Annotated in this window: 28 protein-coding genes and 1 tRNA gene; 11 read left to right on the plus strand and 18 right to left on the minus strand. The window is 63.5% G+C overall.

Annotated features, from left to right (window positions below; translation table 11 throughout):
* Positions 1-138 precede the first annotated feature (138 nt).
* Positions 139-564 (minus strand): copper resistance protein NlpE N-terminal domain-containing protein, encoded by a 426-nt coding sequence (locus DOM41_RS09630; RefSeq protein ID WP_110686591.1) that lies wholly within the window; start codon positions 562-564, stop codon positions 139-141.
* A gap of 101 nt (positions 565-665) precedes the next feature.
* On the opposite strand from DOM41_RS09630, the gene DOM41_RS09635 reads away from it, so the two are divergent.
* Positions 666-1,019 carry a CsbD family protein gene (locus DOM41_RS09635; protein WP_110686592.1) on the plus strand — a complete coding sequence of 118 codons (354 nt, stop codon included), beginning with the start codon at positions 666-668 and terminating at the stop codon, positions 1,017-1,019.
* A gap of 98 nt (positions 1,020-1,117) precedes the next feature.
* On the opposite strand, the gene DOM41_RS09640 is transcribed toward DOM41_RS09635, so the two are convergent.
* Together DOM41_RS09640 and DOM41_RS09645 are read right to left on the minus strand one after the other, a co-directional pair.
* Positions 1,118-1,876, minus strand: a complete 759-nt coding sequence (locus DOM41_RS09640) for a cytochrome c oxidase assembly protein (RefSeq protein ID WP_110686593.1) — start codon at positions 1,874-1,876, stop codon at positions 1,118-1,120.
* Positions 1,873-2,367 carry a DUF2243 domain-containing protein gene (locus DOM41_RS09645; protein WP_245391791.1) on the minus strand — a complete coding sequence of 165 codons (495 nt, stop codon included), beginning with the start codon at positions 2,365-2,367 and terminating at the stop codon, positions 1,873-1,875. The genes DOM41_RS09640 and DOM41_RS09645 overlap by 4 nt, the downstream gene beginning before the upstream one ends.
* 364 nt (positions 2,368-2,731) lie before the next feature.
* Between DOM41_RS09645 and DOM41_RS09650 the strand changes: the two genes are divergently transcribed.
* Positions 2,732-3,931 (plus strand): saccharopine dehydrogenase family protein, encoded by a 1,200-nt coding sequence (locus DOM41_RS09650; RefSeq protein ID WP_110686595.1) that lies wholly within the window; start codon positions 2,732-2,734, stop codon positions 3,929-3,931.
* Positions 3,931-5,115: a carboxynorspermidine decarboxylase gene (nspC, locus tag DOM41_RS09655; RefSeq protein WP_110686596.1), complete on the plus strand. Its 1,185-nt coding sequence runs from the start codon at positions 3,931-3,933 to the stop codon at positions 5,113-5,115. Before DOM41_RS09650 ends, nspC begins: the two co-directional genes overlap by 1 nt.
* Before the next feature lie 142 nt (positions 5,116-5,257).
* Here nspC and DOM41_RS09660 read toward each other — a convergent pair whose 3' ends face one another.
* Positions 5,258-5,509, minus strand: coding sequence for a hypothetical protein (locus tag DOM41_RS09660; RefSeq protein ID WP_110686597.1), 252 nt, complete (start codon positions 5,507-5,509; stop codon positions 5,258-5,260).
* A 205-nt stretch (positions 5,510-5,714) separates the two neighbouring features.
* Between DOM41_RS09660 and DOM41_RS09665 the strand changes: the two genes are divergently transcribed.
* From DOM41_RS09665 to DOM41_RS09675, 3 genes are all read left to right on the plus strand, one after another.
* Positions 5,715-5,930: a hypervirulence associated TUDOR domain-containing protein gene (locus DOM41_RS09665; RefSeq protein ID WP_110686598.1), complete on the plus strand. Its 216-nt coding sequence runs from the start codon at positions 5,715-5,717 to the stop codon at positions 5,928-5,930.
* Between the two features lie 81 nt (positions 5,931-6,011).
* Positions 6,012-6,323 carry a DUF6482 family protein gene (locus tag DOM41_RS09670; RefSeq protein ID WP_110686599.1) on the plus strand — a complete coding sequence of 104 codons (312 nt, stop codon included), beginning with the start codon at positions 6,012-6,014 and terminating at the stop codon, positions 6,321-6,323.
* Positions 6,324-6,672: 349 nt separating this feature from the next.
* On the plus strand, positions 6,673-7,269 hold the full coding sequence (locus DOM41_RS09675; RefSeq protein ID WP_110686600.1) for a hypothetical protein: 597 nt from the start codon (positions 6,673-6,675) through the stop codon (positions 7,267-7,269).
* 59 nt (positions 7,270-7,328) lie between these two features.
* Here DOM41_RS09675 and DOM41_RS09680 read toward each other — a convergent pair whose 3' ends face one another.
* From DOM41_RS09680 to hmpA, 5 genes are all read right to left on the minus strand, one after another.
* The gene (locus DOM41_RS09680) at positions 7,329-7,565 is read right to left on the minus strand and encodes a hypothetical protein (RefSeq protein ID WP_157956902.1); all 237 of its coding nucleotides are present in this window, start codon (positions 7,563-7,565) and stop codon (positions 7,329-7,331) included.
* A gap of 235 nt (positions 7,566-7,800) precedes the next feature.
* Entirely contained in the window at positions 7,801-7,953 is a 153-nt protein-coding gene (locus DOM41_RS17495) for a hypothetical protein (RefSeq protein ID WP_157956903.1), read from the minus strand.
* 447 nt (positions 7,954-8,400) lie between these two features.
* Positions 8,401-8,604 (minus strand): cold-shock protein, encoded by a 204-nt coding sequence (locus DOM41_RS09685; protein WP_110686602.1) that lies wholly within the window; start codon positions 8,602-8,604, stop codon positions 8,401-8,403.
* 232 nt (positions 8,605-8,836) lie between these two features.
* Positions 8,837-9,886 (minus strand): NAD(P)H-dependent flavin oxidoreductase, encoded by a 1,050-nt coding sequence (locus DOM41_RS09690; protein WP_110686603.1) that lies wholly within the window; start codon positions 9,884-9,886, stop codon positions 8,837-8,839.
* Positions 9,887-9,970: 84 nt separating this feature from the next.
* Positions 9,971-11,173 carry an NO-inducible flavohemoprotein gene (gene hmpA, locus DOM41_RS09695; protein ID WP_110686604.1) on the minus strand — a complete coding sequence of 401 codons (1,203 nt, stop codon included), beginning with the start codon at positions 11,171-11,173 and terminating at the stop codon, positions 9,971-9,973.
* A gap of 288 nt (positions 11,174-11,461) precedes the next feature.
* Here hmpA and DOM41_RS09700 point away from each other — a divergent pair, with 288 nt between their 5' ends.
* A complete protein-coding gene (locus DOM41_RS09700) occupies positions 11,462-11,896 on the plus strand; it encodes an Rrf2 family transcriptional regulator (RefSeq protein WP_110686605.1) in 435 nt (144 codons plus the stop codon).
* Positions 11,897-11,939: 43 nt separating this feature from the next.
* Here the strand turns inward: DOM41_RS09700 and DOM41_RS09705 are convergent, their stop codons facing one another.
* The gene (locus DOM41_RS09705; RefSeq protein WP_223160957.1) at positions 11,940-12,353 is read right to left on the minus strand and encodes a winged helix-turn-helix transcriptional regulator; all 414 of its coding nucleotides are present in this window, start codon (positions 12,351-12,353) and stop codon (positions 11,940-11,942) included.
* 78 nt (positions 12,354-12,431) lie between these two features.
* Between DOM41_RS09705 and DOM41_RS09710 the strand changes: the two genes are divergently transcribed.
* A complete protein-coding gene (locus DOM41_RS09710) occupies positions 12,432-13,364 on the plus strand; it encodes an aromatic alcohol reductase (protein WP_110686606.1) in 933 nt (310 codons plus the stop codon).
* 92 nt (positions 13,365-13,456) lie between these two features.
* Here DOM41_RS09710 and DOM41_RS09715 read toward each other — a convergent pair.
* Positions 13,457-13,533: transfer RNA gene (locus DOM41_RS09715), tRNA-Arg, on the minus strand.
* Positions 13,534-13,675: 142 nt separating this feature from the next.
* Between DOM41_RS09715 and DOM41_RS09720 the strand changes: the two genes are divergently transcribed.
* Positions 13,676-14,548, plus strand: coding sequence for a methyltransferase domain-containing protein (locus DOM41_RS09720; RefSeq protein ID WP_110686682.1), 873 nt, complete (start codon positions 13,676-13,678; stop codon positions 14,546-14,548).
* Positions 14,545-15,543, plus strand: a complete 999-nt coding sequence (locus DOM41_RS09725) for a methyltransferase (protein ID WP_110686607.1) — start codon at positions 14,545-14,547, stop codon at positions 15,541-15,543. The genes DOM41_RS09720 and DOM41_RS09725 overlap by 4 nt, the downstream gene beginning before the upstream one ends.
* On the opposite strand, the gene DOM41_RS09730 is transcribed toward DOM41_RS09725, so the two are convergent.
* Both DOM41_RS09730 and greB read right to left on the minus strand, forming a co-directional pair.
* Complete coding sequence (locus tag DOM41_RS09730; protein WP_110686608.1) at positions 15,527-16,771, minus strand: EAL and HDOD domain-containing protein; 1,245 nt, start codon at positions 16,769-16,771, stop codon at positions 15,527-15,529. The two genes, DOM41_RS09725 and DOM41_RS09730, sit on opposite strands and share 17 nt — an antisense overlap.
* Before the next feature lie 195 nt (positions 16,772-16,966).
* Entirely contained in the window at positions 16,967-17,506 is a 540-nt protein-coding gene (gene greB / locus DOM41_RS09735; protein ID WP_110686609.1) for a transcription elongation factor GreB, read from the minus strand.
* A 199-nt stretch (positions 17,507-17,705) separates the two neighbouring features.
* On the opposite strand from greB, the gene DOM41_RS09740 reads away from it, so the two are divergent.
* Positions 17,706-18,344, plus strand: coding sequence for a tetratricopeptide repeat protein (locus DOM41_RS09740; RefSeq protein ID WP_245391792.1), 639 nt, complete (start codon positions 17,706-17,708; stop codon positions 18,342-18,344).
* A gap of 94 nt (positions 18,345-18,438) precedes the next feature.
* On the opposite strand, the gene DOM41_RS09745 is transcribed toward DOM41_RS09740, so the two are convergent.
* From DOM41_RS09745 to DOM41_RS09765, 5 genes are all read right to left on the minus strand, one after another.
* A complete protein-coding gene (locus DOM41_RS09745; protein ID WP_110686611.1) occupies positions 18,439-19,626 on the minus strand; it encodes a beta-barrel domain-containing protein in 1,188 nt (395 codons plus the stop codon).
* Positions 19,623-21,794, minus strand: a complete 2,172-nt coding sequence (locus tag DOM41_RS09750; protein ID WP_110686612.1) for a type I secretion system permease/ATPase — start codon at positions 21,792-21,794, stop codon at positions 19,623-19,625. The genes DOM41_RS09745 and DOM41_RS09750 overlap by 4 nt, the downstream gene beginning before the upstream one ends.
* Positions 21,791-23,263, minus strand: a complete 1,473-nt coding sequence (locus DOM41_RS09755) for a TolC family protein (RefSeq protein WP_110686613.1) — start codon at positions 23,261-23,263, stop codon at positions 21,791-21,793. The genes DOM41_RS09750 and DOM41_RS09755 overlap by 4 nt, the downstream gene beginning before the upstream one ends.
* Entirely contained in the window at positions 23,260-24,918 is a 1,659-nt protein-coding gene (locus DOM41_RS17640; RefSeq protein ID WP_110686614.1) for a type I secretion C-terminal target domain-containing protein, read from the minus strand. The genes DOM41_RS09755 and DOM41_RS17640 overlap by 4 nt, the downstream gene beginning before the upstream one ends.
* A partial coding sequence (locus DOM41_RS09765) for a hypothetical protein (protein WP_223160958.1) occupies positions 24,915-26,408 on the minus strand: 1,494 nt, incomplete at its 5' end. The genes DOM41_RS09765 and DOM41_RS17640, both read right to left, overlap by 4 nt.

The raw sequence follows: 26,408 nt of genomic DNA on the forward strand, positions 1-26,408 counted from the left end.
GCTTGGCCCGGTTTGACGCCGCCGCCTTGATTGCCCTCTTACGACCTTTCATGGCTTAGCGTTTCGAATTGGGAACAGCCAAAAGCCGGGCTTTAGGCCCGGCTTTTTTCGCTGACGCGTAGCGCTTGTCGTGGGACGTTACTGACGCTTGAGGGTCATGTCCGCACCGGAGCTGATCACGCCCATGCGCGTGTCGAGCACCTCGAGATCGCCGTTGTCCAGCGGGCGCAGATAGTAGATGGTATTGCCGCCACTGCCCTTGAGCTCGTAGACGGTGGGCAGATGCTGCGGGCCGGCGTCGTTGAGGATGAGGAAGTTGCCCTGGGTCTTCATCGGCTCTTCACTGCGTCCCTGGTAGAGGCTGTCAAGCACGTAGGCGCCGCCGGTATCGTCCATGTTCATCATCTCGAGATCGACCTGGATGCCAGAGCAGTCGGCACACGGCAGGACGCCTTCGTATTCACCGGCCGCCTTTTCGTAGGGCGAGGGCGGCGTGCTGGCGCAGCCACCGAGTGCCAATCCCAGCCCGAGAATGCCGGCGCCGATCATTCCTTGAGTCCGCATCGCAATCTTCCTTACTGAGTGAGTGACTGCTGCAGTATAGATGCGCCCTCGAAAGTTGCCGTGGCGAAGGTCGTCAGAGGCCGGGTTTCAACGCGCGGCGGATGAACGAGCGGCGTCTATCGTTGTGGGTTTGCCAGCCTGCAACTACGCTCAGTGATCAGTGGAATGAATCCGCTGACATCACCGCTGCCAAGGAGGTCCGTATGTACGAAGATCAAGCGAAGGGACGCACCGAAGAACTCAAGGGTCACGCTCAGGAAGCGGCCGGTCGTTTTTCCGAGGACGACGACATGCGACGCGAAGGCAAGGCTCGCCAGGCTGCCGGTAAAGTGCAGGCCAACTATGGCGAAACCGTCGACAGCATGCGCGAAGCCACGGTGAAGAACCCGATCAGCGCGCTGGCCATTGCCGGCGGCGTGGGTGTCTTTATCGGCCTGATTCTCGGCCGCCGTTGAGACGACAGCCGTCTCGACCGTGACCCCGTCATGGTCGGCGGCGGTATAGTCGGCCCGTCGATGCAACGCCCCGGTATCTCGATACCGGGGCGTTGTCGTTACAGGGTGCGCTGCGGGGTGGGGGGCGCCGGCGTGGGGAAGCGCCACTTCGACCACTGTCGTAGCAGCACAAAGACCAGAAAGGCCTCCGGCAGCTCGCCGAGATAGAACATCCATTCCGCCCCCTGCTGGACGACGAGCCAGTGCTCTTCACGCGGGAGCTGAAAGCGATACATCCATTTCGCCAGTACGCCATGCGCCACCATGGAAACGACCAGTACCGCCAAGCGCAGGCGGATGCCAGGGCGTCTCGGGGCGGGGTCCGGGCCGGCGATCGCCCAGGTGAAGAGGCATCCCGCCAGCAGGAAGTGCCAGTGAAGCCAGACGGCGAACGCCGGGCTTCTCAGCATCAGGCTGTAGAGATCCGTGAGATAGAGGGCGTAAAGACCGCCCACGTTGAGCACGGCCGCCGTGATCGGATGGCACAGCAACCGCAGAGTCGGCGTGTTCAAAAGCCTCACCCAGCGTTTCCCCCACGCCGCCGGCAGGTTCTTCAGTGCCAGCGTCACCGGGGCGGCAAAGACGAGGCCCACCGGCGCCACCATGGCGACCACCAGATGCACCATCATGTGGCCGCGAAAGTCATGATGCCCCCAGTGAGAGAGCGGCGGCACCAGAACGGCGATGGTGCCGAGAGCGGCAAGGGCGAATACCGCCAGACGCCACCGTGGCCACGCCCGCCGGCGTCGATGAAGACGCCACACGCCCAGCCCGTAGAGCCCGAGTGCCAGCCCCAACAGCGTGGCCAATCCGGTCATCGCTGGCTCAGCGCTTGTCCGCGAGCGGCCCGTCGGTAGAGCCAGAAGCCGATCAGCAACAGCACGATAGCCGCGCCGTTCCAGGTCAGATCGTACGGCAGCAGGTTGTCGACGTAGCGGATCTGATGCAGGCCCAGAAGCTTGTGATCAACGATGCCGTCGAACAGTTGAAACCCGCCCATGCCGAGAAGAAAGCCCGCCCCGCGAAATCCCGGTGCCTGACGATGAGTTTCGTGGAGTCTGAGCATCATGACACCGCCGGCGATGATGGCCACGAGCTCCAGGGTATGCAGCAGGCCGTCCGAGGCCAGCGCCAGTGCCGAACTGTCCGTTTCCACGAAGTGATGCCAGCCAAGCACCTGGTGGAAGAGGATCTCGTCGATGGCCGCCATGAAGCCGATACCCAGAAGGATCGAGGCGATCAGTGTCGCTTTGATATCAGGCGTGTCACCGGGGCGATCGGCCGCAGAGTGAGTGGGCGTCGTTTTCACAGTCGCATGCCTCATGGCCAGAGGGGCGGAGAGTCGAGGTTGCGTGTCGGCAGGCCTCGGATGATGGGATCAGATTAGTTGATGTCACGCCAATGGCGAGCATTCGGCCCATGGCGAGACGCCGCCCGGTCTCACCGGAAGCGTGAACTCGCCGGCCGGCCGGATGATAGCGCCGGTAAGGGGAATTGGCGTCAAAAAGTCTTGAGCCTCGCTGCCGACGAGGCCATCATCTGCGCCCTCGTCATGCGTTGACCTCATGACGGGAACCATGACCGGGGTGGCATCGGGTCGGGGTGCGCTCAAGAGTTGCCCACTACCGATAAGACCTTATCTCTGTTGACTTTTCCCGATCTGGAATCGAACCATGAACAAAGTCCTGATTATCGGCGCCGGCGGCGTCGGCGGCGTCGTCACTCACAAGTGCGCGCAACATCCCGAAGTCTTCGCTCAGATCTGCCTCGCCAGCCGTAACGAAGCCAAATGCAAGGCGATCGCCGAACAGCTCCCGAGAGCGATCGAGACCGCCCAGGTCGATGCGGACGACACCGAGGCGCTGGTCGCGCTGATCGAGTCGTTCAAGCCGGACGTGCTGATCCACGTCGCGCTGCCGTATCAGGATCTGACCATCATGGAAGCCTGTCTGCGCACCGGCGTTCCGTATCTCGACACGGCCAACTACGAGCATCCCGACGAAGCCAAGTTCGAGTACAAGGAGCAGTGGGCGTTTCAGGATCGCTACGCCAAAGCGGGCAACATGGCCACGCTGGGCTGCGGTTTCGACCCGGGCATGACCAACATCTACTGTGCCTACGGCCAGAAGAACCTGTTCGACGAGATCCATCGCATCGACATCCTGGACGCCAACGGCGGCGACCACGGCTATCCGTTCGCGACCAACTTCAACCCGGAGATCAACATTCGCGAGATTACCGCGAACGGTCGCTACTGGGAGAAGGGCGAGTGGGTGGAAACCGCGCCGCTGGCGGAGAAGCGCAAGTTCGACTTCGACGGTATCGGCGAAAAGGATCTGTACCTGCTCTATCACGAAGAGCTCGAGTCGCTGGCGCAGAACATCAAGGGCATCGAGCGCATTCGCTTCTGGATGACCTTCTCCGAGAAGTACCTGACGCACCTGAAGGTGCTCGAGAACGTCGGCATGACCAGCATCGAGCCGATCGAGGTCAACGGTACCGAGGTGTCGCCGCTGCAGTTCCTGAAGTCCGTGCTGCCGGATCCGGCATCGCTCGGCCCGCGCACCAAGGGCAAGACCAACATCGGCGTCATCCTCGACGGTATCAAGGATGGCAAGCGCCGCAAGGTCTACATCTACAACATGTGCGACCACGAGAAGTGCTACGCCGAAGTGCAGTCGCAGGCCATTTCCTATACCACCGGCGTGCCGGCGGTGACCGGTGCCATGCTGATGCTGGAAGGTATCTGGAAAGGCGAGGGCGTGTTCAACGTCGAGCAGCTCGATCCGAATCCGTTCATGGAGCGCATCGGTGAGATGGGACTGCCGTGGCAGATGGTCGAGCTCGACCCCGACGTCGACCCGCTCGCCTGATGGGGGCTATCGACGACGCGCGTGCGCAGGCCGGCGAGGTCTGCGGCTTCGATATCGCCGCCTGTCCGTCGCCGGCCTACGTGGTCGACGACGCCCGGCTGCAGCGTAACCTCGAGCTGCTGGCGCGAGTGCAGGCCGACAGCGGGGCGAAGATCCTGTTGGCGCTCAAAGGGTTCGCCATGTGGGATACGTTCCCGCTGGTCAGTCAGTATCTGGTGGGAACCACGGCCAGCGGGCAGGACGAGGCACGCCTTGGCGCCGAGACGTTCGGCGGCGAAGTGCACTGTTACTCGCCGGCGTTCACCGCCCCGGAGATGGATGTGGTGCTGCGCTATGCCGACCACCTCAGCTTCAACTCGCTGGGGCAGTGGCGTCACTTTCGCCAGACGGTGGCAGCGGCGCCGCGTCCGGTGTCCTGCGGGCTACGGGTGAACCCGGAGCACTCCACCGGCGACGTGGCGTTGTACGATCCCTGTGCGCCAGGCTCACGGCTCGGTGCCCGGGCGTCGGACATTCGCTTGGGCGACCTCGAGGGCCTCGAGGGGCTGCATTTTCACGCGCTCTGCGAGCAGGACAGCGACGCGCTGGAAGCGACGCTTGATGCTTTCGAGACGAAGTTCGGTGGGTATCTGAGTGCGCTTCGCTGGGTCAATTTCGGTGGGGGCCACCACATCACCCGGCCGGGTTATGACATCGAGCGTTTGATTCGGGTGGTGCGCGATTTCAAGGCGCGTCATCCGCATCTCGAGGTCTATCTGGAGCCGGGCGAGGCGATCGCGCTCAACACGGGGTTTCTGGTCGCCACGGTGCTGGATATCGTCGATAACGATGGCCCGATCGCGATTCTGGACACCTCGGCGACCGCGCACATGCCGGACGTGCTCGAGATGCCGTATCGCCCCGAGATCATCGGTGCCGCCGAGCCCGGCGCTAAGCCGCACACCTATCGACTGGGCGGCACCACCTGTCTGGCCGGCGATGTGATCGGCGATTACGCCTTCGATGCGCCGCTCGAGATCGGTGATCGTCTGGTCTTCACCGACATGGCGCACTACACCATGGTCAAGACCACGACATTCAACGGCATTCGGTTACCGGCAATCTGCCGGGTGGATGCGCGCTCTCGCGCGGTGACGACCGTCAAGACCTTCGGCTATGACGACTACCGCCAGCGCCTGAGTTGACCGACTCGGCTGCCCGGCATCTTCGCCGGGTCTGCCGGACGAGAGAAAGGCGCCCTGCCATTCGCAGGGCGCCTTTTTTTGTTGGAGCGGGTGAAGCCGCGTTGGGAATGCCTGACCGTGCCGGTGGCATCACCGGCGGCGCTCAGGCTGACACCTTCCATTCTCTCTGCGTGTCGTGCTGGACAGCGGTCTCCCGCGCCATCTTGAGAATCAGGCCGCGAGACATGTTGAGCGCCTGGAGAGAATAGCTGGGCCCTTGCCGATCACGGTACTGACCACAGGTGGTGATGAAGTCGCCGCATTCCTTGCAGCTGATTTCATCCCAGTCGCGTGCGGCATCGGGTGCGATGGCGTCTGTGCAGCCGCAGCGAGAACAGGCAATTCGATAGTTCATGACACTCCCTCCCTGGCGATGGTCGCCGACATAGCCTGACGATATCGGGTCTTGCTCGAGACAGGCATCCTTGCCAGTGAGCGTAACGACAGCGCCAGCCGCTACGCCCCGAGAGCCTCCTGCCCCCGTCATGCAAATTAAACTTGGCATAACCGCCTAAGCTGTACAAGCATTGGTTTCATGTACAATCCTTGAGGAAATAATCATGGCCCATTTCAAGCAGCGTCAAACCGTGAAATGGAAGTGGGGGCCCCACTGGGCGGAGGGGACGGTGACCAAGAAGTTCTGCGAGACCGTGACCCGTCAACTGCAGGGTAGCGAGGTCAAACGCAAGGGCACCCAGGACAACCCGGCCTACCTGATCAAGCAGGAGGACGGCACCCGAGTCCTCAAACTGCAGAGCGAGCTTAAGAAAGCCTGAGGGTTGATCCAACCGGCGCGATGCAGCGTAACAGTAGGGCAGGCGTGAGCGATGCCGCCACGCGATCCAGGAGTGGACAGAATGACGTTCGATGAATTCGTGAAGCGTGCTCGCCAGGGTGGCGTGGATGAGCTGCAGGTCGAGGCGATGGAGGGTAATATTTACGTGTTTCACGCCATCGTCGATGAGGATACGCATACGCTGGAGAACGCCTCGGGCGGGGTGCTGCGCCCGGACTCCCTCGAGCACGCGCGAAAGCTTCTCAGAGCGGCTGGCGGGCTCGAAAAGCTTCCGCTCTATCTTATCCAGCAGACAGCCTACGACGAGATGATTGGCCAGCAGTCATCTCTGGAGTCTCACAAGACGCGCATGTCGCTGAATACCGGAACGTGACCCGCAGGCGCTGCCCCGCCCCAAGGTGAGACGCTAAGCTGTGAGACGCTTCGATCCCGCAGAGGGACGAACGCGCTCGGTACTCCTCGATCAATGGCGCTGACGGGCGTCTGCCCCGACAGATTCGTGGCACATCGCGGCGCTTCGCGATGTGTGCAGGACAAGTGGGGGGCAGCTGGCGTGACATTCCGGATGGCGCCCGTCAAGCGGCTGGCGCCTGCGGCGTAAGCGCACACCGTCTGTCCAGCGATTGAACCCGGCAACCCTTGCCAGCACTATCAAGGGTTTCAGGGCTTTACTCGATTCGAGCAGATGCCTTTATCGACCATTGAACGGGAGTTCGTCAGACGTGTTGACCGCACTGGTGTTACTGCTCAATTTCATTGGCGTCGCCATCGCCGTCTATCAGGTGTACGACATCTACTACGAGCAGAACGTAGGCGACGAGGAGCGAGAGCGGGCGGAAACGAACGAGGCCGGCTGGCAGGGTGGCGCGCCGGCGATTGCGGCACTTCGCGAAGCCAACGTGGATCCTCGGGTTCTGGAGGCCGTCACGGCCCGTGAGGATGCCGCGCGGTTTCTCCAGCCGCTTCGTCGTCGCCGCCAACGGCTGGTGTTCGAAGATCGCCTCAAGGTAAGGCATCTGCCGTTCTGGACGTCGTCGCTACCCCGACGGGACCTGCGTCTGACCCTGCTTAGCGTCGTTCTGGTGAACTGCCTGCTGGTCCTTTTCCTCGGTGGCCTGAGCCTCTACACCGTGGCCTACCAGGTGCCGGGCGATACCTTTGCCTGGATGAACAGTGAGGTCGTGTTGATGGGGCTGATCTACGCGCTGGTGGCGTTGACACATGGCGTCGCCTGGCTCGATCGCTATCTGCACGATCTCTACAAGATCGGCCAGCTCATGGCGTGGTCGCCCGAATCGGCGTCCGTCTCTGCCCACTGAGCGTGTCTCTGTCACATTCCCACTGGGCCTTTCTCAGTTAAATCCCCACGGAGCGTGTTTCAGTCAAACAGTGTCACGCGACGGCTCGGCGGCGGCAGCGGGCGTCGCTGCCTTTCACGCTTGGCCAGGCACTCAAGGTGCTCGAGGGTGAGCGCCTGTCCGTACCGGCGATGAATCTCTTCCTGCGCCAGGATCGCGGCTTGCTGCCAGCACGCGGCCAGGACGTAGAGATAGGTGGCTTCGAGATTCTGACTGATGCAGTGCGCCCGATAACGCTCAAGTCTCATCATTCGCATGATGGGCTCCGGCAGCCTGGCTGCGCTCTCCTGATGATGCGAAGCAGCATACGACGCCGGCCCCGCCAGACCAAGCCTGCGGGAACGTTGCCGCCAGCGCTGACCCCGGACTGCCAACGCTCTCTGGTCAGTGCAAGCGCCCCATGCGTCTGTCGCTGACGAAAAAGGAGCGCCATCGGGCGCTCCTTGTCCTGGGTCACAGTCCCGCGCCTGGGCCCGGCTGGGCATCAAGGCGTCAGGCGTTGTCCCTCTCGACACTAACGATCTCAGACGGTTTGTGACGCGTCTCGACGATGGACCGAGCTTCCTGCTCGCTTTCGGCCTCGACCTTCTCGTTGCGCGTCTCCTGGTCACCCGGCAGCTTGAACGTGATGTTGAAGATATCCATGCGCGTTTCCTCGTCGGTTTTCCAATGGCCTCATAGGCTTAGTTCCTGTTCTGCTGCCGCGTCAAACTTTTCCTTGCGGCGCGACGCCATCCAACGGATTGGCGCCCGACGACGCGAGCCCGAATCGGCACGACAATGGGCTACGGTCCGGCCATGAATCGGTCCGGCCATGAATCGATCCGGCATGGAGGTAGGTGACGCTCAGGGAGACAGCGACAGGGGACGACAAAACCATCAGGATGCGGGGAGTGAGTGAATCAGCGACAACGAGAAGGAGAGAGAAAAAAGCGGGGTAGAGTGCCTGAAGGCGAGGCAGGTGCTCTAGACGGCGCGTTTGCCGTGTAGGTCAGTTGGGCTAAACTCAAGGCCTCAAACGCAACGAAGCCCGCAGATGCGGGCTTCGTCGACAGTAATTCTCAAGCGTAAACGCTAGAGCTTACTCGTTACTTACAGGGCTTTGATGTTCGCAGCCTGCAGGCCTTTTTTGCCCTGAGTAACGTCGAAGGACACTTCCTGGCCTTCTTGCAGCGACTTGAAGCCAGTCGCTTGGATCTCGGAGAAGTGTGCGAAGAGGTCATCGCCACCGTCTGCCGGAGAAATGAAGCCAAAACCTTTGCTGTCGTTGAACCACTTAACTGTGCCAGTTGCCATCTGTCGAATTCCTTATGCGCAATGCATGTTTCAAAGTTGCCGGGTAATACCCGAGATAGTGGGCAAAACAAGGGGATATAACCAGGCTACCGAATAATTCGACTGCTACTGACAATATGCGACTTGCTACCTACTGCGGTTAGCCTGAGCCCTACAGCCTTTTGAGTCAACCAATACTTTTGGATAGTGCCCAGTCGATGGCTAGGAATCCGCCTCGACGGCCCGGTGGGAATCATCGGTAGCGCGCGGCCTCTATCTCGAGAGTCAGCGCTTGGGCCGGCATGGCGCGCGCTTTGGCTGCCTGGGTGCCGGCCCACTGCGCGCCATAGCCGAATTCACCCTGGTTTCTGGCGGCCGCGTGGAGCGCCTTCGCCAACGCGTAGGTGCACGGGTAGGCGGGAACGTCCTCGGCAGGTATCCCCTCACTCCAGGCGGTGAAGCGATTGGTGAGACACCTCGCCGGTCGTCCAGAGATTGCCGTGGTCATCCGCGTTTCGCCTCCTTCCAGCAGGCGCTCGCGGTAGGCGTCGTCAGCGGCACTTTCCGGGCAGGCGACAAAGGCTGTCCCCAACTGCGCGGCGATGGCGCCCCAGCTCAGCGCCCGCGTGACATCTCGGCCGTCCATCAAACCGCCGGCCGCAATGACCGGCAGCGAGATCTCATGGGCGAGCAAGCGAGTCAGCGCCTCGGTGGAGAGCTTGTCATCATGAGCGCGAGGGTCGAACACACCGCGATGGCCGCCCGCCGACCACCCCTGGACGATGACGGCGTCGAGACCGCTCGCCTCGATACGTCGCGCCTCCTCCAGCGACGTGGCCGTCGCGATCAAGCGGCAGCCGGCATCACGAAGGGCGCGAATCTGCCCGGGCCTTGGCAAACCGAAGTGGAAGCTCACGACAGCCGGGCGCGTTTGCAGCAGCACATCCAGCATGGCGTCGTTGGCGGTGAACGGGGTGTAGATCTCCTCGAGTCTCGCCGGGGGCGCTGCACCGAACGCCGCGAATAGCTCGCGACTGCGCTCGATCCAGTCAGCCTCTAACCGCTCGTTACGTACCGCTGGCGCGTGGCAGAACAGATTGACGTTAAATGCGCGGCGGGTCAGCGCCTGCGTCTCGAGGATCGTATCGCGGGCGGCATTGGGCGACATCGCCCCCAGGCCCAGTCCACCAAGACCGCCGGCGTTGGAAACTGCCGCCGCCATCGCCGGCGTCGAGACGCCCGCCATCGGCGCCTGATAGAGAGGGATGGTGGGGTAGAGCGGATCGGGTCTCTCGAGGTGCATGCGAAGGCTCCTCTCAGGGTGTGGCAGGTCATGGGGAGTGGCGGGTGATGAGCCGGCCTATCCTGACGTGGCGGCCCGCAGCGATCAGGCCGCGAGCGGATGCAGCGGGCCGAAGCACTCGAAACGCCGGTCAGTGGCTTCCACACCCCGGCTCGCCAGCAGCGCGTCGATCTCTTGCATCATGGCGTGCGGGCCGCAGAAATAGAACGTCGACTCGCGGCCCGCCGTCCAGTCGGCGATCTCCGAGCCGTCGATCGCCCCCGGCGCTGTCGAACCGGTTGCTGACGTCTCGCTATAGCGAACCCGTACGTCGACATTGGCGTGCTCGCGCTGCAGCGTCTCGAGTTCTTCACCAAACGCGCGAACACCTTCGTGCCGCGCCGCCTGCACGAAAATCACCGGTCGTGAATTCGATGCCGCCAGCGCCGCGTGCGCCATCGAAATCAGCGGCGTCACGCCGACGCCGCCAGCGATGAAAATCAGCGGTCGCGTTTCATCTTCCGGCAGCTCCAGCACGAAAGTGCCGCACGGCGGGGTGACTTCCAGCATGTCGCCGACAGCGTACGCCTCGTGCAGTCGCGCCGAGACCTCGCCATCGGGGCCTTCCCCACCGCGCTCGCGTTTCACGCTGATGCGGTAGCTCGCAGCGTTCGGTGCACTGGAAAGACTGTAGTTGCGCATCACCGGTTCGCCGTTCGCGTTCGGCAGCCGCACGCTGACGTACTGGCCCGCCCGGTGGGGCGGCAGTGCCGCGCCATCGGTGGGCGCCAGCAAGAACGAGACGATGGTGTCGCTCTCGACCCGGCGATCGACGATCGTGAACGGCTTGAAACCGCTCCAGCCCTGCTGCTGCGCCTGCTCGGTATAGATTTCGCTCTCCCGGTCGATGAAGATCGCGGCCAGCTCGCCGTAGGCCGCCGCCCACGCATCGATGATGTCATCCGTTGCCGCCTCGCCCAGTACTTCTCGGATCGACGCCAGCAGGTTGTCGCCCACGATGGGGTAGTGCTCGGGACGAATCGTCAGGGAGGCATGCTTCTGAGCGATCAGCTCCACGGCGTCTGCCAACACCGAAGGGTTCTCGATGTGCTCGGCGTAGGCGACGATGGCCCCCGCGAGCGCCCGTTGTTGCGCCCCCGAACGCTGGTTCGCCGGATTGAAGTAGCGTTTCACCTCCGGGTTGTGCTCGAACATGCGCGCATAGAAGTGGCGAGTCAGTGTCTCGCCGTGGGCTTTGAGCACGGGGACGGTCTGTTTGACGATAGCAATCTGGGCGGGGCTGAGCATGGAGACTCCAAAGGCAGGCCACGGAAGCGATGTCTCGCCGAAAGGCGAGGAATCGATAATGATTTAAAGTGGTACGTAAAATACCTCTTTAAGATCGAGTATCCGCAGCTCGATTCAGAGCGTCAAGCGCCGGAAGCCGTGCGCGACATCTCGCCACGGGGCGGTCAACGTCGCGGGTGTGACCCAGTATGCTGATACGCCAAGCCCACCTCGGCCGGGGGCGACGAATAGCAATGGCGAACGCCTCACTCGCGGGAACAGAGCGCGACGCGCCAAGGATCGACGACGATGAAACTGACGACACATACCGACTACGCCCTGCGCCTGCTGATCTTTCTCGGGGTGAGGGCGGACGACGAGCCCGCCACGGTACCCGCCGCCGCCAGGCACTACGGCATCTCCAACCACCATCTCGCCAAGGTGTCGCAGACGCTGGTGCAGCTCGGCTATCTCGTCAGCGTGAGAGGGCGGGGCGGCGGGCTCAAGCTTGCCCGCCCCAGTGACGAGATCGCCATTGGCCCCCTGGTGCGAGAGACCGAGAACCTCGAACTGCTCGAGTGCTTCGGTGCGAACTCGACGTGTCCCATCGACCCCGCCTGTCGACTCAAGGGCGTGCTGTTCGAAGCGCAACAGGCATTTTTAAGTGTGCTCGACCGCTACGTGCTCGCGGATCTCATCGAAAACCGCCAGACGCTGCGGCTACTGCTGGGGGAGCCCGAATAGGGCACCACGACTTGTTGAACGCTCAAGGCAACGAAGCGTCTCTCTACTCACTCGCTGTCGTAGAGTAAGCCTCTCGAGCCTGACGGAAATCCTCCGCATGCTCGAAGATCCAGAGCCACATGGGAATGATCTTCAGGAGAAATTCCTCCCCCAGTCGAGTCAGCTCGTAATCGACTCTTGGCGGAACTTCCTCGTAATCCTGGCGAAGAATCAGCCCATCGCGCTCGAGCTGCCGTAGCGTTCTGGTTAGCATTCGCTGAGTGACACCCCCGAGCCGTCGGCGAAGCTCGGCGTGTCTCAGCCGTCCTCCCTCCTTGAGCGCGTGAATTACCCCAAAAGCCCAGCGATTGCCGGCGTGGGTCAGCACCTCTCTTTTCAGCCAGTCGTCCTCGTTTTCCATCGCGTCACAGAGCGCACGGGAGCGAGTGAGCAGGTCGTCTTCGTCTTTCGGTATCACTGATGTACCTACTTATGTGGGGAATCCTGACGTGCCAACATCCGCCACCTCGAAAGGAACCGCAACGGTGGCAAACGCATGAATCGCACGAACGACTATGAATTGATTTTGGTATTGGGCGCGGGCGAGCTGGGGGTCGAGATCCTGCGCCATCTCGTTAATCGTGGTGACACCGCACCGGCCGCGCGTGTCCATGTACTGCTGCGGCAGTCGGCGTCGGAGACGACCGATCCGCGCAAACGACAGCAGATCGACCAGCTACAGGCGTGGGGTATCGAGCCGATCGCGGGAGATATCGTATCCAGCAGCCAGGAGACGCTCGCGGCACTTTTCGCTCCCTTCGATACCATCGTCTCCTGCGTCGGTTTCTCGGCGGGTGCCGGTATCCAGACCAAGATTACCCAGGCAGTGCTCGAGGCCGGCGTGAAGCGCTATGTGCCGTGGCAGTTTGGCGTCGACTACGACACGATTGGCCGAGGTAGCGCGCAGGACGTGTTCGATGAACAACTCGACGTGCGCGACCTGCTCCGGGCGCAGAACCGCACAGAGTGGGTGATCGTCGCAACGGGCATGTTCACCAGCTTCCTGTTCGAATCGGCTTTTGGCGTCGTGGATCTTGAGCAGAGCGAGGTTCACGCACTGGGCAGCTGGGATAACCAGGTCACCGTGACAACGCCGGAAGACATCGGGCGCTTGACCACGGCGATACTGTTTCACGAGCCACGGTTCCAGAACGAAACCGTGTTCGTCGCAGGAGACACCATCAGCTACGGGGAGTTGGCGGATGAGCTGGAGCACCAGCTCGACCGTCCGTTTACCCGTCACGTATGGACAGTGGACTTTCTCGCCGACGCCATAGCCGGTGACCGTGATAACAACCTGCTCAAGTATCGCGCGGTGTTTGCAGCGGGCACTGGCGTCGCCTGGCCCAAAGGCGCGACATTCAATCATCATCAAGGTATTGAAACGGTCGACGTTAAGACCTGGATTCGCCGGAATCTGGTCGACTAAGGCGCGAGAATCAGCGGGGGGATCAAACCTGTCGAGCGTGATGTGCCGCGGTTAGCGCGAAGGAGAAGAGGCAACAAGAGGGGTAGTCGATATGGCGCCCCCATCAGGATTCGAACCTGAGACCTTCCCCTTAGGAGGGGGACGCTCTATCCAGCTGAGCTATGGGGGCGCAATGCCAAGCCGTGCGGCGTTGCGCAAGCGGCGCATAGTATAAGCGCCGGATTCGTCGAGATAAACCCGCGGCGCCGTTGGGAAGGACGTTCGAAGGGGGCGTTGCTACAATGCGCGCCTCGTTCTCACGGCTCCGGTTCATGTCGATCTCTGATCCCTCTCGCGCGCCGGCCGGCGCCTCCGGCCATCATGGCAACGATCTTCCGGTCGCCGACGACCGGATCTTCGACGGCCTGGCCGACAAGTTCGCCAACAGTCTTTACGGCACCGCTCGCGGCGCCATCCGGCTGGCGGTGCTCGATCATCTTCTCGACTCGGCGCTGCCGGCGGATGGCTCGCCGGCGCTGGATGTCGGCGGGGGGCTGGGGCAGATGAGCGCCTGGCTGGCGGACCGCGGCCATGCGGTCACCCTCGCTGAGCCCTCGGCGGAGATGCTTGCGGCCGCCAGAACCGGGATGGGGACGCGCGACGTGACCTATCTGGCCTCGACGCTGCAGGCACTGCCGGCGGCGGCACCGGGGCCCTGGCCGCTGGTGGTGTGTCACGCGGTGCTCGAATGGCTCGCCCAGCCGCAGGCTGCCATTGCCACGCTCGCCGCATTGATGGCGCCGGGGGCGCGGCTGTCGCTGATGGTCTTCAACCGTGATGCGCTGCGGCTCTCCAATATCGTCAAGGGCAACCTCGACAAGGCATGGGAGGATCGTCTCTCCGGCACCGGCAAACGGCAGCGGCTGACGCCGATCTCGCCGCTCACGCATGACGATATCGTTGCCTGGTGTCGCGAAGCGGGACTGGTGATCGAGCAGGTCAGCGGCGTCCGTGTGTTTCACGACTATCTCGGCGAGCGGGGGATCGGGGGCGAGCGACTGGAGACGCTGATCGCGCTGGAGAAGCGCTACTGCCAGAGCGAGCCCTACTGGCGGCTCGGCCGCTACCTGCACTACCGGATTCGCCGCCCTGAACGCCCCTTGACTCACTGCCCTGACAACCCGGTTCCAGGAGAATCGCGATGACGCCCCAGACGCCACCGGTCGAGCTGCTTGCTCGCCAGAATGCCGACTACCGCGGCTGGCTGTGGGTCGCGCCGCCGCGAGACGCCTGGCTGGCGTCCGGCGAAGGGGCGGTGCTCAGCGCGGACTTCGATATTGTCAGTGCCTGGCAGCGGGCCGATCGGGGCGTTTTCGCGCCACTCGATGCGACGCCGATCGCGGTGCCCGGGGCGGTGCTGTTCTGGCCCAAGAGCCATGCCCTCGGCGAGTGGTGGCTGCGCGCGCTCAATGCACGGCTGGCGCCCACTACGCCGATTCAGATCGTGGGCGAGAATCAGGGCGGTATCAAACGGCTGCCCAAGGTGCTGGCAGGGCTCGACCAGGCGGGTCGCAAGCTCGACACCGCCAGGCGCTGTGCGCTGTTCGAGACCGCAGCCAGTGGTCTCTCGCTGGCGCCGGACGACGGCTGGACGCAATTTGAGGCGGAAGGGCTCGCGCTGGCCTCGCACCCCGGGGTGTTCGGCCACGGCAAGCTCGACGCCGGCACGCGGCTACTGCTGGAGACACTGGCGGCCGAGCCGGGCAACGGGGAGGGCGAACGCGTGCTCGACGTAGGCTGCGGTGATGGCATCGTCGCGGCCTGGATGGCGCGGCGGGGGCACGCGGTGACCGCGACCGATATCAACGCCTTTGCGGTGGCGGCCACGCGCCGCACGCTGGCACTCAATCACTTCGAGGGGCGCGTCGTGCAGGGCGACGTCTACAGTGGCATCGAAGGCGAGTTCGAGGCGATCGTCAGCAATCCGCCGTTTCATCAGGAGCGGGCGATCGACTATGGGCCGGCTCAGCGGCTGATTCTCGAAGCCCCGCTCTATCTGCGCCCCGGCGGCACGCTAACGCTGGTCGCCAACGCCTTTCTGCCCTATCCGGACTGGCTGAGTTCCGCCTTCGGCGGGTTCGAGACGCTGGCCGACGACAGGCGCTTCCGGGTCTACCGGGCGACTAAAAACCGGCGGTAGTCTGCAGGATTTCCAGCTCACGCAGTGCGCTCGGGTTGGCGGCGCTCACGCTCTGGGCGTCGATACCCAGCGCACCGAGCCGTTCCCAGTCGATCTCGTTCCACTCGCCGTTCTCCAGCTTGATCGTCGTATCGAGCAGCGTGCCCACCGGGCCCCGGTGGTTCAGCACCGCCTCGGCAATGGAAGGGTGCAGCGGCAGTGAGCCGATCAGCACGTGCATCGGCTGATCGAAGAACGCCTCGAGATAGGAGAACAGCCCGGCGATGAACGCCTTTTCGGCCAGGTCATCGTCGTGGTCTGTCAGCGCCCGGCACAGACAGGCGCGTGCCAGCGCGAGCTGCTGCAGCGATTCCGGCTTGTCCTGCATGCCGGCGAGTGCCAGCAGCGTGGCAAGGCTGCGAATCCGCTGCGTGCCGATGAGCGTGACGGCGTGATAGAGCGAGGTGATGCTGCCCCGCCGCTGATACTGCGCCGTGTTGACCATGTGCAGGAGCCGTACCCCGAGACTCGGATCCCGGCTGATCGCCGCGGTGATGTCCTGAACGCTGACCTCCGGTTGATTCAGCGCGGCGATCAATTCGAGTGTCGCCAACCGATCCGTGGTCATCGGTTTGCCGTGTACCAGCTGTGGCCGGGCGAGACAGTAGCCCTGGAAAAGATCGCAGCCCGCCTCGAGGCAGTTCGTCAGGTCGCTTTCGTTCTCGAGTTTTTCCGCCAGAATCCTCAAGTGCGGAAAGTGGTGGCGTAGCAGGCTCACTATCCGCTGGAATCCTTCCCTGTCGTAGTGCGGATACTCGAGTTTGACGATGTCGACCAGGGCCAGAAACGGATGGCCGGCGTCGGGGAGCGTGTAGTCGTCGAGCGCCAGCGTGAATCCTTTGGCCTTCAGCGCCATCAGCCGTTCACGAATGGTGTCATCCGTTGGCGTGTCCTCGAGCACCTCGATCACCAGCTGCGAATTGCAGAAGGGAAGCTCGTTGGCGAGCGTCTCGGCGGTGAAGTTCACATACAGCGGCTTGCCGTGGCTCACGCTCTCCAGATCGCTCTGGGTGAAGGCGTTGAGCAGGACGGTGCTGGTGGCGCGCTCACCGTCGAAAGGCGAGGGAATGGGCCCCCCGTCGGTGGGACGGAACAGCAGCTCGAACGCGACGATCCTACGTGATGCATCGAAGATCGGTTGGCGGGCGAACAGCACCGGAGGTGGGGTAGCGGGGTCAACATCCGACATGATTACTCTCGAGTCGATACGGGTCTATCTGGGAGCGGGCGGCGTAGAACCCTTCTTATCTTATCGCCCCTGGCGCGTCTGGCTGAATGAAACCCGGGGCAAATCGGACGTCGGTATGAGCTTTTTCGGGTCCCCGTGTCGGGGGCCTTCAGGCCACCGGCGAGTGCATCATAACCCATCGAAATCGAGTCGGTTTCACGTCTGCGGGTCGGCGTAGGTGATATCGGTGATGATGTAGTGCGTCTCGCCTCCGGGGGCGGCGACGCTGATATCGTCGTCGAGCGCCTTGCCCAGCATCGCCTTGGCCAGCGGGGCGTCGATGCTGATCCAGTGTCGACGAGTATCGGTCTCGTCGTGGCCGACGATGCGGACCTCCATGGTGTCGCCGTTGTCGTCCTCGAGTGTCACGTAGGCCCCGAAATAGACCTTCTGGGTGTCGGCGGGAAGTCGGTCGACGACCTGAAGTTCGTCCAGGCGCTTCTGCAGATAGCGAATCCGCGCGATGACGCGGTTGAGCTCTTTCTTGTTATAGGTGTAATCCGCGTTCTCGCTACGGTCGCCCATTGCCGCCGCCTCGCCGACCTTGACCGACAGCGCGGGGCGTTTGACTCGTGAAAGATGGTCGTGAATGCCCTCCAGGCGCGCATAGCCCTGCGGAGTGATCAGGTGGCTCTTCTTCTCCTGACGCGGATCCTTCTTGGGATCGCGCCAGCGCGTCATGTTGCGACCTTGCATGGAATCTCTCTAACATCGTTCGGGTTCGCGAAGCCTAACCCAAAGCGTATCGAGCGTGCCATCGAGCGCCGCGGGGCCTCGCGAGACCGGCCCTACGACCATAAACGCATGGTTCTAATTTCATACGGCCGTTAGATTCTCGACACGATCCGATTCCTGCCTGGCTTCGGCCCGGCCAGACCTGATGGAGCGAATGGCAATGCGACTGCGACACTGGATTGGCACGTGCAGCCTGACGGCCGCGCTTGCGATAGCGAGCACGGCTCAGGCGCAGGACACCACGCCTTCGTTGTTTCCGCTGATGCAGCGGTGGGGCAACGTGGAGTATCAAATGCAGGGCAACGCCCAGGAGCAGGCATTCGAGGCGCTGACGGATGAAATCAATGCGTTAGCCGCCACGCATCCCGACGATCCGCAGGTGCTCACGGCCCAGGGCGTGATTCTCGCTTCCTTTGCACGCGCGAAAGGGGGGCTCGGCGCCCTCGATCTCGCCAAGCAAGCGCGCGCGGCGCTGGAGCGGGCCGTCGAGCTCGACCCGCAGGGTGAGGACGGCTCCGCGCTGGTCACACTCGGTGCGCTCTATCAGCACGTGCCGGGCTGGCCCATCGCTTTCGGCGACGAGGATCGGGCCGGTGAGCTGTTCCAGCGTGCCGTGCAGACCCGCCCTGACGGCGTGGATACCAACTTTTACTACGCGCAGTATCTCGAGGATCAGGGCGAGCATGATCAGGCGGTCGCCTATGCCGAGCGCGCGATCAGCGGCGAGGCGCGGGACCAGCGGCCCTCGGACGAGGCGCTCAGAGGCGAAGTCGAGCAGTGGCTAGAAGCGCACCGCTAACCTGCCGCGTCGATGACGCCCTTGCGCGCGAGATGACGCCCTTGCCGCGAGAGATGACGCACTCCCAGTGACAGACGACGCCCTCCCTGCGACGTCAGTTGAGATTGGCTTTCAGCAGCGGCTTGAGCAGGTAGTCGAGCACGCTGCGCTTGCCGGTCTGGATGTCGACCTCCGCGATCATCCCGGGAATGATCGGAAGCGATTGTGAGCCATGGGCGAGCGAGCCACTCTGGGTGCGGATATAGACCTTGTAGTAGGACTCGGTGCCCCGCGGCGTCTCCTCTTCGATGGTATCCGCGCTGATCTGCTCCACCGTTCCCGCCAGGTCGCCGTAGATGGTGTAGTCGTAGGCGGTGATCTTGACGCTGGTCGGCATGTCGGGCGCGAGAAACGCCACGTCGCTGGGTTTGATCTTCGCCTCGATCAATAGCTGATCCTCGAGGGGAATCACCTCCATGATGGTCTCGCCGGGCGGGACCACGCCGCCTTCGGTGGTGTAATTGATGGCGTTGATCCGGCCATGCACCGGCGAGAGAATCTCGGTTCGTCGGTACTGGTCCCGCTTCTGCACCAGCACCTGTTCGAGTGAGGAGAGCTCGCCCTTGCGTTCCGAGAGTTCGGTATACGCCTCCTGCACGTAGCTGTTCTCGATCTCGGCGCGCTTGCCGCGTAGCGAGGCGATGTCCTGGCGCAGCTGCAGCGACTCCATCTCGCTGACCGCCTGACGCCGGACCAGTGGCTCGATCAGGTCGAGCCGGCGGTTCGCGATGTTGATCTCTTGATCCAGCGACAGGGTCGCCTGCTCGAGCTTGGCCCGGCGGGCGGTGAAAAGCTCGCGCTCGGCGATGGCCATCGAGCTCTCGGGGTCCACGGTATCGGGAAAGGCGATCTCATCCGCTTCCAGGACCTCCGCCTGCAGGCGCGCGATCGCGACCTTCAACGATATGACCTGGCTACGGGTCTCCTCGAAAGCGCTCTCGAAGCGTGTGGCATCCAGGCTGACCAGCGTCTGTCCCCGGTCGACGATGTCGCCCTCGCGAACGGGGATTCGGTCGATGATGCCCCCCTCCAGGCTCTGGATGGACTGGATGCGGCTAACCGGCACGACACGGCCTTCGCCGTGGGTGACGACGGCGATCTCCGCCCATGCCGACCAGCCGATGAAGCAGGCCAGCACTGTGACGATCGCCCAGAGGGTCGGGCGGGCCAGCGGATGGCACAGACTTTCGCTGGCGTCTCCCAGCTCGCGCTTAAGCGCCTGATCGCGATAGTGGGTAGTCATCGCTGTGCTCCCTTCTGGGCGGCCACGCGATTCCCCGAGACGACCTGATCGACGTCACCCTCCATCGTGAGTTTCCCCTCGCGCAGGACGATGGCGCGCTCGGTCAGGGCGAGCAGTGACTTCTTGTGGGTCGAAACGATGAGCGTGCGCCCGACGAGCCACTGTTTCAGGAAGCTCACCGCACGTTTCTCGCTGGTCTGATCGAAGGCGGCAGTCGGCTCATCCAGTAGCACGATGTGCGGGTCCTGCAGCACCAGTCGGGCCAACCCAATGGCCTGTCGCTGGCCGCCGGAGACACTGCTGCCCGAGGCGATGGGCATCTCCAGACCGAGAGGGTGGCCACGGACGAAGCGCCCTAGCCCGACCCCGTCGAGGGCCTGGAATATCTCATCGTCGCTGTGGTGCTCGCCGTCGAGCGTTAGGTTGTCGCGCAGGGTGCCGTAGAAGAGAGCGATGTCCTGGGGCAGGTAGCCGATAGCGCGACGCCGGTCGGCGGTCTCGATCTGGGCGATGTTGACGTCGTCGAGCATGACGCGACCGCTCGTGGGGCTGGTAAACCCCGAGAGCAGCCGAAGCAGTGTCGACTTGCCGGCGCCATTCCCGCCGAGCAGGGCAACCTTGGCCCCCGCGGCGATGGTCAGTTCGCCGATGTTCAGCGCGGGCGGGGCGTTCTCGTCATGACGTACCACGACCTCTTCGAGTCGGTAGTCGCCGCGCAGATGCGGTTTGTGTACCGACTGTCCCGTGGTCTCCTCGGTTGGCGTGCTCATCATGTCATCGAGGCCCTCGATGGCGGCTTTGACGTGCTGCCAGCGGGCGAGAAGCGCGCTGGTCTGAGCCATCGGTGCGATGGCCCGAGAGCCGAGAATCGAGCAGGCGATCAATGCGCCGACCGTCATTTCGCCGGCACTGATGCTGTACACGCCGACGATGACGATGCCGACATAACCCAATTGCTGGAACAGCGACGCAGCGTGGGCGAGCTGGCTGGTGGTCGAGCGCAAACGGATCGAGGCGCTCGAAAGCTGGGCGGAGAGCGACTCCCACATCGCCAGATTGCGGCCCTCGGCTCGCGTCGCCTTGACGGTCTCCAACTGTTCCAGCGACTCCAGCAGCACCCCATTCTTGACCGCGCCCTCGCGCAGATTCTCCCGCGCCAGCCGTGCCAGATAGCGCTGCAGCAGCAGGCCCGGCAGGATCATGCCGATGATGGCCACAACCGGAACGAAAGCGACGGGCCCGCCGATCCAGGCAATGACGAGCACGAAGATGGCGACGAACGGAATGTCGCTGATTGCCGCCGCCGTGGCCGAGGTAAAGAACTCCCGAACCGCTTCGAACTCGCGCACCTGGCTGGTAAAGGCCCCGGTCGAGGCCGGTTTGGCGGCGAGCTTGAGCCGGATCGCCTGTTCGAAGAGTTTCGATGAGAGCTTGAGGTCCAGTCGCTTGCCGATCACCTCCAGCAGGTGGGCACGTAGCCCCTTGAGCAGGAATTCCAGACAGACCGCCAACGCCACACCGCTTGCCAGAACCCAGAGAGTATCGAAGGCGGCATTGGGCACCACCCTGTCGTAGACCTGCATCGCAAAGAGCGCCGTCGAGATCGCCAGCAGGTTGGCGGTCAGCGCCGCCAGACCCACTTCGGCATAGGCAGGCCAGCAGGCTCGCAGTGGGCCTTTCAGCCAGTGAGTGGGCTCGGCCTCGGCAAAATGCCCGGCCCGCGTATCGCTGCGATGACGCGGGCGGGCGAAGACGACCGTCCCCTGATAGCGCTCGTCGAGCGCCTCGGTATCGATCGTCTGCTCACCGCCGTCGGTTTCCGGCAGCGCGATCGTCGCCTCGCTGTCGTTGATCGCTTCCAGCAGGACCGTCTCGTCGCCGTTCAGGATCAGCAGCGCCGGCAGCAGATGCGCCGAGATCTCCGAGAGGGGTTGATCGATCACGCGGGCGTTGACGTCGGCCCGGCGCAGCGCGCGCGGCACTTCGTCGAGCGGTAGCCGACCGTCTTCCAGCGGCAGGCCGTCACCCAGTTCGGCAACCGAAATATCGTGATCGAGACGGTGGCAGAGAAGGGCCAGCCCCTCCCGTAGCGGATCGCCGAAGTGGCTATCGGTGGCGCCGTCGCCATGGTGGAAACTGGCTGATGTCGGCTTCGCAGATGTGCTCATGGCAGATCTCCTTCGAAACGGTCACTGACCAGCGGGTTGATCAATCCGAGGCGCGAAGCCGTGCGGTATTGAATGCGTTTCTGCTGTATCTGAATGTCGGCGAGCTGGCGGCGCGCAGTGACAGCTTCTTGGCGAATGGTCAGCAGGTCATTGATGTCGCGAAGACCGACCGTGAACTGGTCGTCGTAGAGATCGACGACGTCGGAGGCCTGATCGATCTGCTCGCGAAGCGCCACCTCGCGCTGACGGTAGACCGCCGCGTTGGCGATCGAGGTGGCAACGGCGCGTCGAATCTCTCGCCGCTGATCGTCGATGCGGTACCTGGCGGCCTCCAGCCGCTGCCTGGCGGCACCCGGGCGCTGAAAGTTGGCCAGTCCCTGAAAGGTGTCCATGCGCAGGCGTAGACCGATGACCTGGTCGTCCTGCAGCTCGCCGCCGATCGGCCGACGCTCGAGCGAGCCTTCGAGATTGAGCTGTGGTTTGAGCGACGCCTGAGCCTCCTTGACGTCCGCCTCGGCCTGTTCGGCGCTGGCCACGGCCTGCTGATAGCTGGGCGCGCTGACGATCCACTGCTGCAACTGCGCCTCGCCCAGCAGTGCGGTCAATTCGGCGGGGTCCGGCGTCTCGAGGCGGGTGGCGGGCAGCCCGACGAGAATTCGAAACTGACGTTCCGCCTCGGCCAACTGACCGCGGGCGGTTGCCAGCTCGTCTCTCGACTGGGCGCGATCGAGCGCCACCCGGCCGCGCTCGCTGCGATCGGAGTAGCCGTCCTGGCCGCGCGCCTGGGTGAGCTCGCCCAGGGTGTCGAGCTCGCTGGTGTACTCGCTGATCAGTGCGACCTGACGCTGAGCCAGGAGGATATCGAGATACACCTCGGCGATATCCAGCGCGGCTTCCTCCTCGGCGACGGCGAGCGCGCGCAGTGCCTCGCGTTCGGCGGCGGTGGCGTTATCGATCTGGCTTGCCACTCGGCCCCAGTCGTAGAGCATCTGACGCGCCGAGGCGTCATAGCCCCACTCCTGGAACGGGAACTCCTCCGGCCCGGCGGAAAGATTCACCTCCGGGTAGTAGCCCCACTCGGCGATATCGACTTCGGTGCCCGCGCTTCTGGCCTCGGCGACGGCTGCGCGGACTGCAGGGTTGGCAGCGAGTCCTTCGCGGATCGCGTCGGCCAGTGTCAGCGTCGACCCCCGGGAGGCCACGCTGTCAGTATTCGGTATGCGCTGAGTGTCGGTCAGGCCATTATCCGCCGCGCTGGCGCTGGGCCGCGGCGGGGTTCGTGACCAGATCGTGTTGGCCAACCGGGTATCGAGAGGGAGAACGCTGGCAGTGGCGGCGGAGGGCCGGGTCGCTTCATCGACCCAGCCCAACGACGCTCCCAGCGCTGCCGATGACGCCAGACAGCCGGCGGCGAGAACCGCCGCACACCGGCTGCGCTGACCCGCTCGCCCTGGCTGGCCCACGTTCACGTCTCCACCATCGCGGTCTCCTGCTCGACCTGAATGGTCGCGTCGCCGAAGGTGTACTGGGCGTAGGCGACACCGCCCAGCGTGACGTCGCTGTCGTAGCTGGCACCCTGGATATTGAGCGTATCCAGCTCGTCCCCCGTCACCTGCAGCTCGTTGTCGGCGTCGGTCATCTCGAGGATGTCCTCTTCGCTGAACGTGACGCTGCTGCTGCCATCGCCCCGACCGAGATCGAGCCGCTGGATACCGGCTATCTCGCCAACGTCACCGTCGAGATCGATACCGCCGTCGAGCAGTAGGGTGTCGAATCCCTCGCCGCCGTCGATGGCCGTGAATCCGTCCCCCTGGGTCACGATCAGGTCGTCGCCGGCCCCGGCATTGAAGGTGTCCGCCCCGTTGCCATCAATCAGCAGGTCGTTACCGGTACCGCCGTTGAGGGTGTCGTTGCCGGCACCACCCCGCAGCAGATCGGCACCGTCGCCACCGTTGAGCGTATCGTCCCCGGCGTAGGCGTAGAGACGCTGGCCGCCGTCATCGGCGTTCAGGACATTGTCGCCGCTATCCCCCTCGAAGATATCGTCATCGTCGCCGAGCAGGGTGCTCAATGCATCCAGGCTGACCAGCTCGCCGAGTGAGTCCGTGGCGGTTCGGCCGTCACTGTCCGTGGCGGCAATGGTCGTCGCATTGAGCAGGGAAAGCTGCAGGTCGGCGTCCAGTCCGAGCAGTCCGTCGGTGTCGGCAAAGGCGACGGTGGCCAGCAGCTCGTTGACGGCCAGGTTGTCGATCACGCCGCCGTCGGCGGCAGTGATGGTGACGCTGGCGGACGGGGCGACCAGACCGAGCAGGCCGGGATCACTGTCAAAGGCCAGAGCCAGGCCCAGCTCATCGGCCATCTGCTGAGAAGCGGTGAACGATAGGGCCGTCAGATTGACGCTGAGCAGTGGCTGGTAGGCCACGGTCACGGATTCGAGATTGCCATCGGCATCCGCGGCAAAGAGATCCTGACTCCCCCCGATATCGATCAGTCCCAGCAGATCCACGCCGGCGATGCCGAGTAGTAGTCCGGCGTTGGCCTGAACCACCGGGGCAACGTTGCCGGGATCGGGTTGCGGTGGCGTTTGGCCAGTGCTGTCGAACTCGACGCGGGTACCGGCCGTATCGCCATCGTTATCCGAGATGACCGCCTCGACCGCGGTCGAGACGCTGCCGGACAGATCGGTATCGCCCGAGGCGTCATCGACCATCAGGTTGCCGTTGGCCAGCAGTGTTTCGATGACCGCGAGATCGCTCGCGGCGCTGCCGATCAGATCGACGTCCTCCAGCGTGATGATCTGGTCGGCTGCCGCTTGCTTGGCCGTGGCGTCGGTTACGCCCTGGAACGCGCCGGCGCTGCTGATATAGATCAGCGTGGCGGTGCCCACCATCGCGAAGTGCAGGAAGTTGGTGAGATTGCCGGCGTTATTGCCGATCTTGCCTTCGCCCTGAAGCAGACTGCCAAGATCGAGAACGTCGCCGCCGGAAGAGACGCGACTGGTGTTGAAGTCGGTAATGGTGTCGTTGGCCGGCGACCCCACGCTGCCCTGATGGCCATCCTCCCAGCGGAAGACATCATTACCGCTGCCACCGGTCAGCGTGTCGTTGCCCGTGCTGCCGATCAAAATGTCGTTGCCGCTCCCCCCGTTGAGCGTGTCATTGCCCGCCCCGCCCCGCCGCGAAGCAGGTCGTTGCCACCCTCCCCGAAGAGAACATCGATACCGCCATACCCGTAAATACGGTCGGCCTCGGTGCCCCCTTGTATGAGGAAATTATCCGCGTCGGAATCCTCGATCAGGTAGGAGGGAGAATTACTCTGGAGTAATCCAAGACTGAGCAGGTCGCTATTGGAGACACTATCGACATTGCCTTGTGCATCCTGCGCCGAGATCGAAAGTGTCGACCCCACGCCCAAGTTCAGCACGCCAGAGCTGAAATAAATCGAGCCCAGAAATTCGTTGAGCGCCTGATTGTCGATCGTGCCGCCATCACTGGCAGACACCGTGATCGATGCGTAGGAGTCCAGGACAGCAAGGTTGTCGACGGTGTAGGCCAGGCCAAGGTCGTCGGCCATGGCATCGGAGGCGCGGAAGCCCGCCCCGAGACTGATATTCAGTGCCTCCAGCGAGACGGTGACCGACGTAATGTCATTATTGGCATCGGTCGCTGCGAACGCCTGCTCATCGCTCAGGTCGATAAGCTCCAACGCCTCGACCCCCACCAGACCCAGCAGGCTGTCGTCCGCGCCCAGCGAGACGACGGGCGCCGCCTCCGGCTCGGGATCGAGCAGATTGGCACCGGACGCATCATAATCGTAATCGCCGGTCTGCAGGTTGACCGTCAGTGTCTCGCCCTGGACGGTCTGGATCGTCAATTCGCCGGAGGCGCTGTCGTAGTCTTCCGCCGCGAAAGGCGCGACCCGATCGGAACTGCCTGTTGTCGAAACGCTATCGGTCGCCGGGTCGTAGTTGAAGGTGTAGCCGTCGATGGTGAGCTCGGAGACATAGCCGCCGTCGGCACCGTAACTTTCGACGAAACTGCCCGCGGCGGTCGTCGAGCCGGTGTCGATCTCGAAGAGTGTCGGCTGGGCCGCCGTTGGAATGTCATCCGTCAGGTTGATGGTGAGTTCGCCCGTGCTCTCGTTATCGACCGCATCGGTGGCGGTGACGCTGAATCCGAGCGCCAGAACATCGTCGCCAGCCTGCGGGTGGTCGAGCGCCTGTGACTGGGTGAATTGGTAGGCACCCGTCGTACTGACGGTCAGTGTCGCAACGGTCGTGCCATCAGCCACACCCGTCAGGGTGTAGGTTTCATCGCTGAAATCACCGCTCCAGACGACGGTCACGCCGTCGGCCGTCACGCCGGCGGGACCGCTGACAGTGATGGATTCGACCCCGGTGCCGCTTTCGTCGATGGCCAGCGTGCCGGAAATCGGCGTGCCAAGATTCGCTTCATCCGCGGTTGTGATGGCGTCATCGACCATCGGTTCCAGGGTGTCGAGCGTGACGCTCTCACCGGTCACTGCCGCGGTGTTGCCTGCGTTATCGGTGATTGCCAGCGCGCTGGTGATCTCGCCGTCGGCGAGCCCCGAGAGGTCCACACTGAACGTGCCGTC

This window comes from Salinicola aestuarinus (assembly GCF_003206645.1).
GTDB classification, from domain to species: Bacteria; Pseudomonadota; Gammaproteobacteria; order Pseudomonadales; family Halomonadaceae; genus Salinicola; species Salinicola aestuarinus.

Excerpts from the sequence above, each read along its gene's own strand:
- DOM41_RS09630 (WP_110686591.1), bottom strand. The coding sequence starts at position 564 with ATGCGGACTCAAGGAATGATCGGCGCCGGCATTCTCGGGCTGGGATTG.
- DOM41_RS09635 (WP_110686592.1), top strand. The coding sequence starts at position 666 with ATGAACGAGCGGCGTCTATCGTTGTGGGTTTGCCAGCCTGCAACTACG.
- DOM41_RS09640 (WP_110686593.1), bottom strand. The coding sequence starts at position 1,876 with ATGACCGGATTGGCCACGCTGTTGGGGCTGGCACTCGGGCTCTACGGG.
- DOM41_RS09650 (WP_110686595.1), top strand. The coding sequence starts at position 2,732 with ATGAACAAAGTCCTGATTATCGGCGCCGGCGGCGTCGGCGGCGTCGTC.
- nspC (WP_110686596.1), top strand. The coding sequence starts at position 3,931 with ATGGGGGCTATCGACGACGCGCGTGCGCAGGCCGGCGAGGTCTGCGGC.
- DOM41_RS09660 (WP_110686597.1), bottom strand. The coding sequence starts at position 5,509 with ATGAACTATCGAATTGCCTGTTCTCGCTGCGGCTGCACAGACGCCATC.
- DOM41_RS09665 (WP_110686598.1), top strand. The coding sequence starts at position 5,715 with ATGGCCCATTTCAAGCAGCGTCAAACCGTGAAATGGAAGTGGGGGCCC.
- DOM41_RS09670 (WP_110686599.1), top strand. The coding sequence starts at position 6,012 with ATGACGTTCGATGAATTCGTGAAGCGTGCTCGCCAGGGTGGCGTGGAT.
- DOM41_RS09680 (WP_157956902.1), bottom strand. The coding sequence starts at position 7,565 with ATGCGAATGATGAGACTTGAGCGTTATCGGGCGCACTGCATCAGTCAG.
- DOM41_RS17495 (WP_157956903.1), bottom strand. The coding sequence starts at position 7,953 with ATGGATATCTTCAACATCACGTTCAAGCTGCCGGGTGACCAGGAGACG.
- DOM41_RS09685 (WP_110686602.1), bottom strand. The coding sequence starts at position 8,604 with ATGGCAACTGGCACAGTTAAGTGGTTCAACGACAGCAAAGGTTTTGGC.
- DOM41_RS09690 (WP_110686603.1), bottom strand. The coding sequence starts at position 9,886 with ATGCACCTCGAGAGACCCGATCCGCTCTACCCCACCATCCCTCTCTAT.
- hmpA (WP_110686604.1), bottom strand. The coding sequence starts at position 11,173 with ATGCTCAGCCCCGCCCAGATTGCTATCGTCAAACAGACCGTCCCCGTG.
- DOM41_RS09700 (WP_110686605.1), top strand. The coding sequence starts at position 11,462 with ATGAAACTGACGACACATACCGACTACGCCCTGCGCCTGCTGATCTTT.
- DOM41_RS09710 (WP_110686606.1), top strand. The coding sequence starts at position 12,432 with ATGAATCGCACGAACGACTATGAATTGATTTTGGTATTGGGCGCGGGC.
- DOM41_RS09720 (WP_110686682.1), top strand. The coding sequence starts at position 13,676 with ATGTCGATCTCTGATCCCTCTCGCGCGCCGGCCGGCGCCTCCGGCCAT.
- DOM41_RS09725 (WP_110686607.1), top strand. The coding sequence starts at position 14,545 with ATGACGCCCCAGACGCCACCGGTCGAGCTGCTTGCTCGCCAGAATGCC.
- DOM41_RS09730 (WP_110686608.1), bottom strand. The coding sequence starts at position 16,771 with ATGTCGGATGTTGACCCCGCTACCCCACCTCCGGTGCTGTTCGCCCGC.
- greB (WP_110686609.1), bottom strand. The coding sequence starts at position 17,506 with ATGCAAGGTCGCAACATGACGCGCTGGCGCGATCCCAAGAAGGATCCG.
- DOM41_RS09740 (WP_245391792.1), top strand. The coding sequence starts at position 17,706 with ATGCGACTGCGACACTGGATTGGCACGTGCAGCCTGACGGCCGCGCTT.
- DOM41_RS09745 (WP_110686611.1), bottom strand. The coding sequence starts at position 19,626 with ATGACTACCCACTATCGCGATCAGGCGCTTAAGCGCGAGCTGGGAGAC.
- DOM41_RS09750 (WP_110686612.1), bottom strand. The coding sequence starts at position 21,794 with ATGAGCACATCTGCGAAGCCGACATCAGCCAGTTTCCACCATGGCGAC.